Raw genomic sequence first — 14,934 nt, forward strand, 5'->3', positions numbered from 1 at the left:
GATTGACCCTGCGGCTTTAAGAATCCTCCAATGCCAGTGCGAGTTCGTTCTTCCATCCAATGGTGACACTGTCTCCCGGATTAAAACCCCCGCTTGCGCTTTCGATGTGTTTTGGCGACAACACCAGAACATCGCCAATGCCATCGGCATCAACCAGGTATTCGGTGTGTTCCCCAAGGAAGATTTGGTTTTTGATGCGGCCGCTCAAGGCCACATCAGTTTTCATGTCAGCGGCACTGCTATTGCTCGGGCCGATGACAATCAATTCCGGACGAATGGCGACACTGCCATGCTCACCAGCCCGCAAGGCAGGAGCGCCTGTAGTGGGGGTGCCGAAAAATTCCATTCCGTTTTCGCTTTTGATGCTGACGGATACGCCGTTAACTTTTGAAACAGAACCGCCAATGAAGTTTGACTTGCCGACAAAATCGGCAACGTAGCGATTGACAGGATGGTCATACAGTTCACGCGGGCTGCCCGATTGGGCAATGTAACCTTCGCGCATGATGCAAATGCGGTCGCTCATCGAGAGCGCCTCTTCCTGATCATGGGTAACAAGAATGAAGGTAATGCCGACATCGCGTTGAAGGGTTTGCAATTCAATTTGCATTTCGCGGCGTAATTTACGATCAAGGGCGGCAAGCGGCTCATCCAGCAGCAGAACTGTCGGGCGGTTGATCAAGGCCCGGGCAAGTGCGACACGCTGTTGCTGTCCGCCTGACATTTCCCATATCCGGCGGTTGCCATAGCCGGACATTTGAACCATCTCGAGTGTTTCATCGATTTGCTTGTCCATTTCGGCTTGTGACGGCTTGGGGGCGCGCTGGCGAAGCCCGTATCCGATATTTTCCGAAACAGTCATATGGGGGAATAGTGCGTAATGCTGGAAGACCATATTGACGGGCCGCTTATGCGGCGGAATACCAATCACAGATTGACCGCCAATATAGACATCGCCCTGGGTCGGTTGCTCGAAACCCGCAATCAATCGAAGCGATGTCGTCTTGCCGCAACCCGATGGCCCAAGGAAACTGAAAAACGATCCCCGCTCGACAGTAAGGGATACATCGTCAACCGCCACGACATTGCCATAACGTTTGGTAACGCCACGAAACTCAATATCAACTTCTTGCGATTGCTCGGAAGGCACGATCATTAATCTCCCTGTCATGAAGACATATATCTTTTTTTATATACCTTGTTTCTCATATTTTATATTTTTTTCGATGATAGTGGACTACCACTTAAATTAGGTGTATTCAACCATTATAGCCAAATAAGGCATATACCACAAATTGCATATATCAAATTAGGTATGCGGCGTGGAAAAATAAGCAGTTTGGGAGGATCATCTGTCGTGACGATTAGCTCCAGGCAGGCAAAAAACAGTGAGACGGGAAGTGCTGCATGGGTGGCGCTACTTTCCCAGTGTATTGAATGCATAGGCACCGAAGAATTTCCGAAAACTCTTGTTAATGCACTGAAAACATTTGCTGATATCGACTACTCGGTGGCCTTTGCTTATCACCAGAATGAAAGACCTTTGTGCCTTTGTCATACGTTCTCGCCTGAAAAAAAGGCCATTTATGTCGATGACTATCAAATGGGGCCTTATTTGCTTGATCCGTTTTTCAAAGCCTGTAGCCGCCATATTGATACCGGTTTGTATCGCATTAGCGACATAGCACCCGACCGCTTTTATCAAAGTGAATATTATCGTTCCTATTACAACCAGACGGGCCTTTCTGACGAAATTTGCTACGCCTTTTATCTCGATAAAGGTGTGGCGGTGGTTATTTCGATGATGCGTTCTGGCGAAAGCCCACGATTTTCAGCAAGGGAATTCAGGCTTTTGGGAAATGTTGTTTCTCTCGTCGTCAGTATGGCTCAACGCCATTGGCGTGATCTGCCTGAAAAATTCGCTACCAACCCGGCAAACGATCAACAGCCAGACAACTATTCACTCATCGAGAAGACAGTCAGCGACATGTTCAGCAAGCGCCTGACGCCTCGGGAAAACCAGGTGGTGGCGCAAGTTCTTGAGGGGCATTCCTCGGACTCGATTGCCAGGGACCTTGGCATATCTGTCGGCACAGTGCGCATTCATCGCCGTAATGTTTATGCAAAACTGCAAATATCCTCGCAGCAGGAATTGTTTGCGATCTTCTTTAAAAAAATTACCAACAATCAGTAAATCAGGGAGATTTTACCTCATGTCAGATAACACCAAAGCAACAGGCCGGCTGGCTGGAAAAATGGCTGTCATCACCGGCGGTGCCGCTGGAATGGGTAAAACCACGGCACTGGCCTTCGCCCAGGAAGGCGCCGACGTTGTCATACTGGACATTCAGAAGGAAGCAGGCGAGGAAACGGCTGGTTTGGTGAGAGAATATGGTCGAAGGGCCGAATTTATCGAAACCGATGTCTCCGACGCTGCCCAAGTCGATGCGGCTTTCGACCAAATTGCCAAGAGCGTCGGTGCCTATGACATTCTTTTCAATCACGCCGGTACCATTACCGTCAAACCGCTGCACGAATCGACCGAAGCTGATTATGACAGGCTGATGGATATCAATGTGCGTTCAGCCTTTCTGGTTTGCCGTCGCGCGGTAAAGGAAATGAGCGACAATGGCGGTGGCGCAATCGTTATTACCGGGTCGATCGCCTCTGAACTGGGATACGCGCTGGAATCCCTGTACTGCATGACCAAGGGCGCTGTCCTGCAACTGGCGCGCACCATTTCCGTTGAATACCGCGATCAGGGTATTCGCTGTAACGCCGTCTGTCCGGGTTTTGTCAAAACCGCCCATGGCCTGCGCGAAATCAGTGAGCTTGATGCTGCCGGTCAGGAATGGGAAGAAGGTGCACTGGCCGAGGCTCAGGGCCGAATCTGCGAACCCGAAGAAGTCGCTGCTGCAGTCGTCTTCCTGGCTTCCGATGAGGCCAGCTTTATTACAGGCAACGCGCTTTATGTCGACAACGGATGGTATGCCAAAGGCTAATGTCCTGCACCAGTAATTCAAATCATGAATTACTGGTATCAGCAGACCACGTATATATTGAATCTCGTGTGATTCAGGTTCTGAATTTATGAAGTGAAACGCCTGCTTTTAGAGATAAGCAGGCGACCTTATGGTGCAGGTGTTCAATCGAAGAGGTTTAACGACGACACGAAGCGCCGATGACCTGTTTGTAAAGACCGCCCTTGGTCTTTTCCAACAGGTTGACCCATAGCACCTGGGAGCCTGACAGAATGGTCCAGACTTCCGCCGTCATCGGTGGGCAGGCCATGCGCACGATGTGGAATTGCTCGACACGGGTGCGAGATTTGATCATCTCGATCTGGCCCCGATCGGGAACCAGCACATCCATCACCACCTGGCCCTTGTCGTCAATGGCGACATTGGTGGCGATCCATTCTTCATTGGGCGGATTGGTTTTGGAGTAACTTTTCATCCATTTTGCCGCCTCGCTCGCCTGCTTTTCATCTTCACCGCAAGCCACAAGGGCGAAACTTAAGGCAAGGGCAAGGGCGACCTGGACAAGGGTCCTTACTTTTTGGAAATTGGTCAGGCGCATTGGGCAGACTCCATTTATAGGAAAAGCCGTCCTGAAATGAACCTACCGAATAAAGGTTTCCACCTGATTAATGAAGATCAGCCGTTGAAATGGACCGTGCCGCGCCCGGAAATGTCATATCCGCCCATCTCATGGGCGTGCATGGAAAACCCGTCAAGGCGGGTCAGGGTGATCAGTTTCTGAAATGGCGCTTCAAAATAATCGCGGCGGCGGATCAGGATATCGAAGCGCTCCTGACACAGCGGTATGAAATCAAGACCGTACTGACGGGCCACCGCAGCCAAACCCAGACCGGCATCCGCCTTGCGCCCCTTGATGGCCAGGCCAAGCTCGGTTTCATTCTTGGCCGGGGCGTCATTAATATTAAGATCCCACGCGTCGAACCCGGCCTCGTTAATCAGGTGCTCGAACAGCACCCGGCTACCGGCGTCCGGCTGGCGGACAACGATACTGGCCTTCTTTTCTGCCAAGTCGGCAAAGCCCGAAATTTTTTTGGGATTGCCGGGGGCAAGGATCAGCCCCTGCCCGCGAGAAGCCCACTCGACCAGCACCAGATCACCGGGCGGCTTGCTGTCATAGGCATCGAACAGGGCCTGAACATTGTACTGTCCGGTCTTGCTGTCCAGCACATGCATGGCGCAGGCCAGAACCTCCCCGGCGACAAACTTTTTAAGGCCGCTTAAACTGCCGCCGCCCATCAGGGCAAGACCGCAGTTGGATTCAAGCAGGGCCCAGTCGAGCAAGGGATCATGGGAGCCGGCAATCACCGGCGGCGGGGCGGGGCGCACCCGTTCGTCAGTCCCTAAGGATTCCAGGTCGCCGGTCAGCCAGCGGTCAATCAGGTGCTTGGGGAACAGCCATTTTCCGCTGGCCCGGGTGCAGGGTATCTGCTTTTTGCGCACCAGATCATAGACCTTGCGCTCCTTGATGCGCAGGTACTGGGCAACTTCATGGGTGTTCATCAATTCGGACAGCGGCGTATTCCTGTTTGTCATCAATCGAATCAGTTCTTACTTAAACATCATAAAACACAATAGACTTGCTTAAAATCCCTATGCGGAGAGAGAGAAACATGGACAAGCCGACAATTGCCGGACGCAAACCTGTCAAAGTCGAACTGGAAGCGGGTGAAACCTATCACTGGTGCCGGTGCGGTAAATCGAACAACCAGCCGTTTTGCGATGGCTCTCATCGGGGTTCCAGCTTCACGCCTCTTGGTTTTGATGCAGAGGAAACCGGCACCGCCCACTTGTGCATGTGCAAGCACACGCAAAACCCGCCCTATTGCGATGGCAGCCACGCCCGCCTGCCCGAAGGCGATACCGATGCCCCCGCGACAACGGCGAACACGATTGTCGCAACCCCTGAAGAACCGACCCTGAAAGCCATCCACGATCTGGCCCGTGATGGCCTTGAGAAAGTCGGTCACCATGGCGAGATGGGCTCCATGGGCGTGCCCCGCCCAGAACTGCCCGACTGGAATGACATCCAGATCCTGCCTGCCCAATTCGCCCGCAAACCACTGATGGATGATGTTGAAGTGGGAAGCGAACTGGTGATTGGCCCGAACGCCAAAAAACCGCTCATCCTGAAGATACCGCTTTTTGTTTCCGACATGAGCTTCGGGGCCTTGTCAGAGGAAGCAAAAATCGCCCTGGCAAGCGGCGCCGAACTTGCCGGAAGCGGCATCTGTTCAGGTGAAGGCGGCATGTTGCCCGAAGAACAAGCCGCCAACAGTCGTTATTTTTACGAACTCGCCTCGGCCAAATTCGGTTACGACGAAGACCTGCTAACCCGTGTCCAGGCCTTTCACTTCAAGGGCGGACAAGGGGCCAAGACGGGCACCGGCGGGCACCTGCCCGGGGCCAAGGTGATAGGCAAAATTGCAGAAGTGCGTCGCTTGCCTGAAAAAACTCCGGCCATTTCCCCGCCCACCTTCGCCGACCTTGCCAGCGTCAAAGACTTTGCCAAATTTTCCGACCGGGTCCGTGAAATCACCGGCGGTATACCCATCGGTTACAAGATTTCAGCCAATCATATTGAAGACGACATCGCCTTCGCCATCAAGGCGGGTGCCGATTACATCATCCTTGATGGCCGGGGCGGCGGCACCGGGGCGGCACCGCTGATTTTCCGCGATCATATTTCTGTGCCGACGATCCCCGCCCTGGCCCGGGCGCGGCAGCATCTGGACAAATTAAAACGACCGGACGTCACCTTGATTATCACCGGCGGCCTGCGCACCGCCCCTGATTTCATCAAGGCCATGGCCCTGGGCGCGGACGGGGTAGCGCTGGCGAATTCAGCCATGCAGGCGATTGGTTGTGTGGGCGCGCGCATGTGCAACACCAACAACTGCCCGGCCGGGGTCGCCACCCAAAAACCGGAACTCCGGGCCCGCCTTGATGTTCAGGTATCAGCCGAAAGGCTGGCCAGGTTCATGGGGGCGTCCGTTGATTTAATGAAGGTCATGGCTCGCGCCTGCGGCCACGATCACTTAAAGCAATTCAATGAACAGGACATCACCACCTGGAGCAAACAGATGGCCGACCTGTCCGGGGTGAAGTTCGGTGGCGTTGGTTAATACCACACACAAGTTGTGGGCGACATTTGAATAGCCTGTGATTAAATTACCCGTTAGGTTCTGCTACGCACTTTTATTGTTTCCTGGGAATGACTTCTAGATGATTGATCCGCTTGGCCGTCACATTTCATATCTTCGGGTATCGGTAACAGACCGATGCGACTTCCGCTGCACCTATTGCATGGCCGAAGACATGACCTTCCTGCCTAAAAACGATGTACTCAGCCTTGAAGAGCTGGACCGGTTGTGCAGCGCTTTCGTCGCCAAGGGGGTCCGCAAAATTCGCCTGACCGGTGGCGAACCACTGGTCAGGCGCGGCGTCACCAACCTGATCAGGTCCCTGGGCAGACACCTGAACGGCGGCGGCCTGGACGAGTTGACACTGACGACAAATGGCAGCCAGCTTGAAAAACACGCAGATGAGCTGTTCGACTGCGGAGTCCGACGCCTGAACGTCTCCATCGATACGCTCGATAGCGATAAATTCACGGACATCACCCGCGGCGGCAAACTGGCCCAGGTGAAGGCCGGATTAGCCGCAGCCAGCCGCGCCGGACTGACCATCAAGATCAACACGGTGGCCCTTAAAGACTTCAACGAAGACCAGTTCTCGGGTCTGCTTGGCTGGTGTGGCGAGCAGGGTTACGACATCACCTTTATTGAAACCATGCCATTGGGCGATATCGGCGGCGACCGCACGACCCAGTATCTGCCGGTCACCGAAGTTCGCCAAATTCTTGAAAAAGACTGGACCTTAAGCGATTGCGATCACAACACCGGCGGCCCGTCACGTTACGCGGATGTCGCCGAAACCGGAAAGCGGGCCGGTTTTATCTCGCCGCTAAGTCATAATTTTTGCGCCACCTGCAACCGGGTGCGGGTGACCTGCACCGGCAAACTGTTTATGTGCCTGGGGCAAGACGAAAACGCCGACCTGCGCGCGCCCTTAAGGTCCAGTGAAGGCGACGAGGCCCTGAACGCGGCCATCGAGGAAGCCATCGGCCGCAAACCAAAAGCCCACGAGTTCATCATTGAGCCCGGCAACGGCGGCCCTGCCCTTTCACGCCACATGAGCATGACCGGCGGTTGATTGAAGCCGCTCCATGGTTATACTCCTGTCATGGTTAAGAAAATCGCCTTTACCGCCGCCCGCCAGCCGCGCGCCCAGGAAGCCCTGAAACGGCTGAAGGCGAAGTATGCACACGTCCCGGCAAGCAAGGCCGATGTCATTGTTGCCCTTGGCGGTGACGGCTTTATGTTACGAACCCTTCACCGCTACATGAACCAGGGGGTGCCGATTTATGGCATGAACCGGGGTTCTGTTGGTTTTCTGCTCAACAATTACTCCGAAAAAGCCCTGAAAAGCCGCATCAACAAAGCCGACGCCATGGCCGTTCAGCCGCTGATGATGAAAGCGACAGACACCCGCGGCAAAAAACATACGGTGATCGCCATCAACGAAGTCTCACTGCTGCGGCAAACCCGGCTGGCCGCCAAGATTAACATCCAGGTCGATGGCATTGAACGGATGGCGGGGATGATTTGCGACGGCATCCTGCTCGCCACCCCGGCTGGTAGTACCGCCTATAACCTTTCGGCCCAGGGTCCGATTATCCCGCTGGGCGCTGGGCTTTTGGCGCTAACGCCGATCTGCGCCTTCAGGCCGCGCAATTGGGGCGGCGCCCTGCTGCCCCAGGACGCAACCGTGACTTTTGAAATCCTCGATCCGGAAAAACGAAAAGTCAGCGCCGTCGCCGACTATACGGAAATCCGCAGGGTCGCCAGCGTTACCGTCATGGAAGACCGCACAAGAACCGTCACCATGCTGCACGACCGCGATCACAATTTCGAAGAACGCATCCTCAAAGAACAGTTCCAGCCCTAGAGCCTTTATAAGTTTTCGACGATGTAGGTTAGTCCGATCACGCCAAGGAACAGGATGAGCAGCAGGATCAGCGCGCCCCTGACCATCAGTTCGCCAAAGGTGGCGTTGCGGCGTTTGCTCCCTTTTCGGGATTTCTTCTTGGCCTCGCGACCGTATTTTTTGGGGTTCTGCCGCCATTCCTTACCCTTGCGGCGTTCCGGGCCGGTATATTGTTCCCTGGTTTTGCGGAGCACCTTGACCTTGTTGAAGATAACCAGCGAATGGCTTTCGCCGGTTTCTTCATCGTAACGTTCCTCGATCACCTCGATGGCGGAAAAGAACCCCTCCTGCAAAAGCTGTTCGGCCCGGGTGATGGCCCGGGCCTTGTTATCGACCACGGAATCGACTTCCCACTTGCCTTTTTTCAGGCTGAGAACTTCAAAAGAGGAAACCAGGGCCATATCGGGTTTTATCCACTCGTTTTGTTTTGATCGACACCGATAGCCTGGGTGATCGAGGAAAATCCATCGGCTTTGACAAGGCTGGCCAGTTCACGCTTGATTGCCTGAACCCGCCCCGGGCCATGATAAACCATCGCCGAATAAAACTGAACCAGACTCGCACCGGCCCTGATTTTTGCGTAGGCGTCGGCGCCGCTGCTAATACCGCCAACACCGATCAGAGGAATTTTCCCGCCTGTCAATTTATACATGTCCGCAAGCACCCGGGTCGATGGTTCCAACAAGGGCCTGCCGCTTAATCCACCGCTCTGGCTGGCGTTTTCGTGCTTAAGGTATTGCGGGCGTTCGATTGTCGTGTTGGTGGCGATTAAGCCATCGATGCCTGTGGCCAGGGCGACGTCGGCGATATCGGATTTGTCCTCATCGGTCAGGTCGGGGGCGATTTTCAAAAGCAAAGGCGGTGGGTTTTCACTGACCGCCCGGGCCCGTGCTTCCAGCACCGCTTCGAGCAGCGCCTGCAGCGGTTCCCGGCCCTGCAGGGCGCGCAAGCCCGGGGTGTTGGGGGAGGAGACATTGACGACAAGATAGTCGGCAAAGGCGGCGAGCCGGGAAATGCCCTGCGCGTAATCGGCATTGGCATCGGCGCTGTCCTTGTTTTTACCCAGATTGACGCCAAGAATTCCGCTCCGTGAACGTTTCTCAAGGCGGCTTGCGACGATATCGAGGCCGTCATTGTTGAAGCCCATGCGGTTGATCACCGCCTCGTCGGCAGGCAGACGAAACAGCCTTGGCCGTGGATTGCCCGGTTGCGGCCGGGGTGTCACCGAACCGATCTCAACGAAACCGAAGCCCTGACCCAGCATGGCGTCGATAACCTCCGCGTTTTTATCAAAACCGGCGGCCAGGCCGACCGGATTTACGAAGTCCCGTCCCCACAAGGTTTGTCTCAGGACCGGATCCTCGAACGAGGGCCGGGCCGGAACCAGACCGGCGCTCAGGGCCTTGATAGCAAGACCGTGCGCGTTTTCGGGATCAAGCAGCCTGATAAAAGGCCAGGCGAGACGATACAGATCAACCATCGTCAGGACGCCCCGGGACGCCAAGGCGGGATGCCTTCAGGGAAGACGTGCAGTCCATCATCGCCCAGCGGCAGTTCGCGGGCGCTGATCACCTTGCTGACATCAAGGCCGCCATACAGATGGGGAAACAGTTGCCCACCGCGTGAGGACTCCCACTTCAAAGCAGGCCCAAGACGGTCGGCATCGACGGCGATCAGCAGCAAATCTGTGACGCCATTGCGGTGAAGTCCGGCGCTTTCGGCTACTTGTTCGGCGGTCGAAAAATGCATGAAGCCGTCGGCCAGATCGTCGCCGCTACCGACGTACTGACCCGCCCCTTGAGCGGCCTGCCAGTCGTGGCGCTTGCACATGTGAAATATCAACTGTTCGGACATGTGCCGACATTACCAGCTTAGAAACAGACGTCATAGAAAAAGGCCGGAAAAAAGCGTATACTGTCGGGTGAACTTAAGAAAGATCGGGAGGCGACAATGTTCAACCCTGTTGAATTTTCGCTCAAGATCCAGCAAGTCGCGATGGACAGCGCCGCCGCCTCGGCCAGAATGATGGCGGCCAATTACCTGCGCTTCGTCGAACAGCAAAGCCAGCTTCTTCAACACAACCTTTCGGGCCGTCGGGACGATGACGAGCCAACCCACAAGAAGTCCCATAAAAGCCAGGCCCGAAGGTCCGATAAGAAAATCAAAAAAGGCAAAAAATCACCCTGTTCAGGCCCTGATTTGCTCGATCATTACGGCAAAAGAACCCACGACGTCGACGTCGAACACATATAGCCCTAAAAGCGGTCGACCCTGAACGATTTTGGGTCGAGGGCGGGTGTGCGCCCACCGACAAGATCGGTGATGCTTTGAGCGGTAATGACGCTCCCCATGAGGCCTGCGTGAGAATGGCCGAAGGCGAAAAAGGCTTGTGCGAAATGGGGCGAGGCGCTAATCACCGGCAGGCTGTCGGGCAGTGAGGGTCGCGTCCCCATCCATTCGCTGTAACCTTCGGTGTTGGCGCTCGGGAACAGCCGTTTCAGATGTTTTAGCAGGACCCCTGCCCGCTTGTAATTGGGCGGCGCGTCAAGGCTGGCGAATTCGGCCGTACCGGCGGCGCGAAGGCCCATCTCCAAACTGGTCATGGCGAACTTGTTTTCAGCCGACATCACAGACTGCGGGACTCGCAAGCCCGGATCGGGAAGGGTCACGTGATAGCCCCGCTCACCGACCAGCGGCACCGGAGAGCCAAGCCGCTTGCTGAATTTTGCCGACAACGCCCCTGCGGCAACAATCAGTATATCCAGATCGAGATTATCGCCATCACAGATCAGGCGGATCGGCCCGTCCGCGCCCATTTCAATGTCGCGGACTTCACGCTTCAGCAAAGTCCCGCCGAGACGGGTAAATTCAGCGGCCATGGTCTCGACGACGCCCACGGGGCTTGTCACCTGACCGTCATCGGGCCTGAAGACACCGCGCACGCAGCCTTTTGAAATACCAGGGGCCATGTCCTGAACCTGACCGGCGTCCAGGAATTCAAGGCGCGCCCCGTGCCCCTGAATAATCTCAAAGTCACCGGCGGATTTAGCAAACTTCTTTTCGGACTCGTAGACAAATAAAAGCCCGTTGGGTTTGACCATTTCGCCCGCGCCGATGGAAGAAAAGAACGCCTGAAAATCACGCACGCAATCTTTATGCAATGCCCAAAGAGAAATGCCGGAGGCGGTGCTGCGGGCCGGTGATCCGGCAAGCATAAAGCGCAGGAACCAGGGCGTCAGCGCCAGCATATCGCGCCAGCGGATCGAAAGCGGGCCAAGCGGATCAAGCAACCAGCCCGGCACCTCCCAGGCGATTCCGGGCATGGACATGGGTACGCAATGGGAGGCCGAAAGGATCGCCGCATTGCCGAAAGAGCAGCCCTGACCCGGCGCGTCCTTGTCGACCACGCAGACTTCGTGACCATCGCGCAACAAATGAACAGCGCACGCCATACCAACAACACCGGCGCCGATAATGGTCACTTTGCGGGCAGCTTCACCGTTTGTGTTCATGGCGCAAGAATCCCTGAAAAATCCAAAACTGATTGGCGCATGTTCGGCAGCGAAAATCCAATCTTTTTGGCTCGACAAAACATGTTAAGCTCTCTGGATTGAATTTTCAGGAGTTATTTAAACCATGTTTCGTTTCATTTCCCTCGCCCTCGCCGTGATAATTTTACAGCTTGCCACCTCGCAGGCCCAGGCCATCGACCTGAACCCGCTTTCGGCCATAAAAAATGCCGTCGAGGCCGCCGTTGAAGACCGCAGTTCCAGCGATATTGCCAAGGATTTTGAGTTAAAGACCAAGATTACCGCCAAGATCGTCGATAAAATGGGCACCGACGTTTTCTCGCTTAACACCGATGTATACGAGCAGGACGTGATGCTGACCGGGGCTGTCGAAAACAAGCGCCTTAAGGCAATGGCGGCAAGCTTTGCCAAGTCCATCAAGGGGGTCAAGAAACTCTATAACGAAGTCATCGTCATCAAGGGTATTGATCAGGACAAGGGCGCGGCTGAAAACTTTATCGATGATGCGGTGATTGAGGGGAAAATCAACGCCCTGCTGCTTGACGCCAAGGGCGTCAACGTCACCAACTTCCGCTGGCGGGCCGTCGGTGGCCAGGTCTTCCTGTTCGGGCGGGCTTTTTCAAAGGCTGAATCCAGTAAGGCGACAGGCGTCGTCAAGGGCATCAAGAATGTCGTTTCGGTAACAAGCCGGGTCAAGATCGCCCCTAAATAAACTGTTTTAAAAAACCGACCCCATTTGCGGGGCCGGCGAGTTTTAACAGGGAGGGAGAAACGGATCGGGAGCGACTCAAAGGGGCGGTTGAGCGGGTGGGGGGTAAGCTCCCGATCCATAACTTGAGATCAGTGTACGCCCCTTGCCTTGAAGGCGTCCCATCACGCCTGATCAACAAAATGTGAGTGACTATTTGTTGACTTCCAGTTTGCCCCGGTAACGGTATACAAAATAGCGCTTATCCCGGGTCCACAGGCAATTGCTGGAGGTTGGGGTAATTTCAAAATAACCACCACGCCTGACCATCCGGTAGTCCTGCGTACAGCCCCAATAGGTAATGGCGAAGCCTTCCGCGGTCGCCCGGATCGGGCCCAAGTTATCGCGACTGACGGTGACCTTGTCGCGACTGCGCTCGAAACACTGACCCAGACGCTGGTGGCGGCAACCTTGCTCGCGACTGTCGATCACCTTGACGTGGTCAATTTGCCCGTTTGACACCATAAAACCGTCATCATCGAGCATCAGGCAGCCGTCATCGGGCGGGATTTGGGAATGGGCGAACTCGCATGAAAACCAGTTGCCCTCCACATCCATCACCGTACTGGTCGCAGCATCCGCTTCACCGGCGGGGACAAACATCAGCAATGACAGGATGAAAATAAAACCACGCATGGGGAACCTTATCATGTTGTCAACAAATCTTCCCAGCCCAGATGGCGGTGTGTGATCCGGGCGCTGGCCCCGGACGGGCGGGCGAGACAGAGCGCCGCAAGGTGATCCGGCGAAGGTTGAAACAGCTCAAAGCCCCAGCAGTCAGGATTGTCCTGGCCGTTAAGGAACGAGATTGCGGGGGCTTCCAGATCAAAAGAGAAACCGTCCAGCGGTTCGAGCAACCCCTTGCCGATGGCTTTGATATAGGATTCTTTCAGGGTCCAGAACGAAAAGAAAACTTTCTGTTGCTGCTGCGCAGGGGCGTCACTTAAACAAGCCCTTTCGGTTGCTGCGAATTTTCTTTCAGCAATAGCCTTAAAATCGTTGGAGCGCGCCATCCATTCCACATCCACCCCGATGGCATCATCTTTGCTCACCGCACACGCCACCATTCCACTGGCGTGGGACAGATTGAAACGCAGGCCGTTTGCCTCCACATCCGGGGCCGGTTCCGGGCGCCCATGGGGGCCTGTAACAAAATGCCAATCGGCCGCCTCAACGGTGCTGAAATGGGCAAGCATTCGGCGTGTCAGAATATGGGCCGCCAGATATTCCCGATGATTCCGGGGATCCGTGATGCGTTCACTCCGGGCATTTTCGGGCTTCGACAAAACCGGGCGCAGCCGTTCAATCATAGCATCATCGGTCTGGCTTACCGGCAGTGTCCAGACGTGTGCCTGTTGGCGCTTAAGGTTCGTCAAATTCCATCACCTTTATTTAATTTTCACTCCATCTTAAACTCATCTAAAGTCTGTATCCAACAAGTGACAAAGATTGATATTAATCAAACGTCAACGATTCTTTATGCGTTATATTTCAATTGAATAAACTGATCAGATGGCCCACATCTTGTCATAGCCCTTATGACGAGACACATAATTCCACGGATTAAAATGAAACTTCCCTCTCTCAATCTTTATCGGCATTTCCTTGATGGAATCCCGGTCTATCTTGCCCGTCACTACTGGTGGGCCTATTTGTGGCCGGCTGCCGTGTGGTTTTTCGATCATCAACCGATCATCAATGCCATCCTGTTTGGCCAGTACGGAAAATTGATGCGCGCGACCATGGCCAGGTTGAAAAACGCCGACCATCAAAACTCCCTGCAATTAACGTGCGTTTACGGTGAGTTGACGCCGAAACTGATCGAAACCGTGAGCCCTGCCTCCCTGCATATCACCGACGCTGCGCTTGTTCAGCTTGATCTGGCGAAAAGCAAGGCGCCCACGGAAGGTGCCTTGCTTGCAACGCGCATGAATGCCGAGCAACTGGCCTACAAGGATGACTGCTTTACAACGGTGGTGCTGTTTTTCCTGCTCCACGAAATGCCCGAAGAGGCCCGCATCAATGTGCTTTCTGAATGTATGCGGGTGATTCCGGTGGGCGGGGCGCTGCTGGTTACCGAATATGCGCCGCTGCCGACAAAACACTGGCTTTATCGCTTTGCACCAAGTCGCTGGTTGACCACCCGGCTGGAGCCGTTTTTGGAGGGTTTCTGGCACGACGATATTGCCGAACGGTTAAATACCCATGGCAAGGGCCTGGGCAAGAAGGTGCGTATCGAATCCGATGAGCGCATATTCTCAAACTTCTATCGGGTCACCGAATTCAAGGTTCAGTCCCTGACAGAATAATTCGACCAAAAATTCCTAAACGGGCTCTTTTATTATTCAATACCATCTTTTATGCTGTTTTCTGACGCTCTTGTAAGCTGGCGTTCAGAAAAGCATCGTAAGATCGAACAACTTTTTTAGGTTCTTCGACGTTTCAAGTGGATTTGAATATATCTCCGAGCGGAGCTGCGATCAAGTAGATCATGATGATGAAGGTCTCTGTGTTGCGATAGCCTCTGGCTCGTGCCCTGGCGGCCTGGAACAGTCCGTTCATTGCTTCC

At 54.6% G+C, this 14,934-nt stretch carries 18 protein-coding genes; 8 read left to right on the forward strand and 10 right to left on the reverse strand.

The window, feature by feature from the left end; translation table 11 throughout:
* Positions 1-16: 16 nt before the first annotated feature.
* On the reverse strand, positions 17-1,156 hold the full coding sequence (locus HOL66_06165; GenBank protein ID MBT5243808.1) for an ABC transporter ATP-binding protein: 1,140 nt from the start codon (positions 1,154-1,156) through the stop codon (positions 17-19).
* A 42-nt stretch (positions 1,157-1,198) separates the two neighbouring features.
* Between HOL66_06165 and HOL66_06170 the strand changes: the two genes are divergently transcribed.
* A complete protein-coding gene (locus HOL66_06170) occupies positions 1,199-2,194 on the forward strand; it encodes a helix-turn-helix transcriptional regulator (protein ID MBT5243809.1) in 996 nt (331 codons plus the stop codon).
* Between the two features lie 19 nt (positions 2,195-2,213).
* Positions 2,214-3,002 (forward strand): SDR family oxidoreductase, encoded by a 789-nt coding sequence (locus HOL66_06175; GenBank protein ID MBT5243810.1) that lies wholly within the window; start codon positions 2,214-2,216, stop codon positions 3,000-3,002.
* A 157-nt stretch (positions 3,003-3,159) separates the two neighbouring features.
* On the opposite strand, the gene HOL66_06180 is transcribed toward HOL66_06175, so the two are convergent.
* Both HOL66_06180 and HOL66_06185 read right to left on the reverse strand, forming a co-directional pair.
* The gene (locus HOL66_06180) at positions 3,160-3,579 is read right to left on the reverse strand and encodes a hypothetical protein (GenBank protein ID MBT5243811.1); all 420 of its coding nucleotides are present in this window, start codon (positions 3,577-3,579) and stop codon (positions 3,160-3,162) included.
* Between the two features lie 77 nt (positions 3,580-3,656).
* Complete coding sequence (locus HOL66_06185) at positions 3,657-4,541, reverse strand: helix-turn-helix transcriptional regulator (GenBank protein ID MBT5243812.1); 885 nt, start codon at positions 4,539-4,541, stop codon at positions 3,657-3,659.
* A gap of 110 nt (positions 4,542-4,651) precedes the next feature.
* Here HOL66_06185 and HOL66_06190 point away from each other — a divergent pair, with 110 nt between their 5' ends.
* The 3 genes from HOL66_06190 to HOL66_06200 all read left to right on the forward strand — a co-directional run bounded on the left by HOL66_06190 (position 4,652) and on the right by HOL66_06200 (position 8,048).
* The gene (locus HOL66_06190) at positions 4,652-6,163 is read left to right on the forward strand and encodes a glutamate synthase (protein MBT5243813.1); all 1,512 of its coding nucleotides are present in this window, start codon (positions 4,652-4,654) and stop codon (positions 6,161-6,163) included.
* Between the two features lie 100 nt (positions 6,164-6,263).
* Entirely contained in the window at positions 6,264-7,253 is a 990-nt protein-coding gene (gene moaA, locus HOL66_06195; protein MBT5243814.1) for a GTP 3',8-cyclase MoaA, read from the forward strand.
* A 30-nt stretch (positions 7,254-7,283) separates the two neighbouring features.
* Positions 7,284-8,048, forward strand: coding sequence for an NAD kinase (locus HOL66_06200; protein ID MBT5243815.1), 765 nt, complete (start codon positions 7,284-7,286; stop codon positions 8,046-8,048).
* 5 nt (positions 8,049-8,053) lie between these two features.
* Here the strand turns inward: HOL66_06200 and HOL66_06205 are convergent, their stop codons facing one another.
* From HOL66_06205 to HOL66_06215, 3 genes are read right to left on the reverse strand one after another with little or no spacing between them, the layout of a single operon-like run.
* A complete protein-coding gene (locus HOL66_06205) occupies positions 8,054-8,488 on the reverse strand; it encodes a hypothetical protein (protein MBT5243816.1) in 435 nt (144 codons plus the stop codon).
* Positions 8,489-8,496: 8 nt separating this feature from the next.
* Positions 8,497-9,567: a quinone-dependent dihydroorotate dehydrogenase gene (locus HOL66_06210; protein MBT5243817.1), complete on the reverse strand. Its 1,071-nt coding sequence runs from the start codon at positions 9,565-9,567 to the stop codon at positions 8,497-8,499.
* A 2-nt stretch (positions 9,568-9,569) separates the two neighbouring features.
* Positions 9,570-9,941: a DUF952 domain-containing protein gene (locus tag HOL66_06215; protein ID MBT5243818.1), complete on the reverse strand. Its 372-nt coding sequence runs from the start codon at positions 9,939-9,941 to the stop codon at positions 9,570-9,572.
* A 96-nt stretch (positions 9,942-10,037) separates the two neighbouring features.
* Here HOL66_06215 and HOL66_06220 point away from each other — a divergent pair, with 96 nt between their 5' ends.
* Positions 10,038-10,340 carry a hypothetical protein gene (locus tag HOL66_06220; protein MBT5243819.1) on the forward strand — a complete coding sequence of 101 codons (303 nt, stop codon included), beginning with the start codon at positions 10,038-10,040 and terminating at the stop codon, positions 10,338-10,340.
* Between the two features lie 2 nt (positions 10,341-10,342).
* Here HOL66_06220 and HOL66_06225 read toward each other — a convergent pair whose 3' ends face one another.
* Positions 10,343-11,599: an FAD-dependent oxidoreductase gene (locus tag HOL66_06225; GenBank protein MBT5243820.1), complete on the reverse strand. Its 1,257-nt coding sequence runs from the start codon at positions 11,597-11,599 to the stop codon at positions 10,343-10,345.
* Between the two features lie 124 nt (positions 11,600-11,723).
* On the opposite strand from HOL66_06225, the gene HOL66_06230 reads away from it, so the two are divergent.
* Complete coding sequence (locus tag HOL66_06230; GenBank protein ID MBT5243821.1) at positions 11,724-12,329, forward strand: BON domain-containing protein; 606 nt, start codon at positions 11,724-11,726, stop codon at positions 12,327-12,329.
* 189 nt (positions 12,330-12,518) lie between these two features.
* Here the strand turns inward: HOL66_06230 and HOL66_06235 are convergent, their stop codons facing one another.
* Together HOL66_06235 and HOL66_06240 are read right to left on the reverse strand one after the other, a co-directional pair.
* Positions 12,519-13,001, reverse strand: a complete 483-nt coding sequence (locus HOL66_06235; protein ID MBT5243822.1) for a hypothetical protein — start codon at positions 12,999-13,001, stop codon at positions 12,519-12,521.
* 11 nt (positions 13,002-13,012) lie between these two features.
* Positions 13,013-13,741 carry a 4'-phosphopantetheinyl transferase superfamily protein gene (locus HOL66_06240; protein MBT5243823.1) on the reverse strand — a complete coding sequence of 243 codons (729 nt, stop codon included), beginning with the start codon at positions 13,739-13,741 and terminating at the stop codon, positions 13,013-13,015.
* A gap of 192 nt (positions 13,742-13,933) precedes the next feature.
* Here HOL66_06240 and HOL66_06245 point away from each other — a divergent pair, with 192 nt between their 5' ends.
* Positions 13,934-14,674: a methyltransferase domain-containing protein gene (locus HOL66_06245; GenBank protein ID MBT5243824.1), complete on the forward strand. Its 741-nt coding sequence runs from the start codon at positions 13,934-13,936 to the stop codon at positions 14,672-14,674.
* A gap of 133 nt (positions 14,675-14,807) precedes the next feature.
* Here HOL66_06245 and HOL66_06250 read toward each other — a convergent pair.
* On the reverse strand, positions 14,808-14,934 hold a 127-nt coding region (locus tag HOL66_06250; GenBank protein MBT5243825.1), incomplete at its 5' end, for a hypothetical protein.

The sequence above is a fragment of the Rhodospirillaceae bacterium genome (assembly GCA_018662005.1).
Classification (GTDB): domain Bacteria; phylum Pseudomonadota; class Alphaproteobacteria; order Rhodospirillales; family JABHCV01; genus JACNJU01.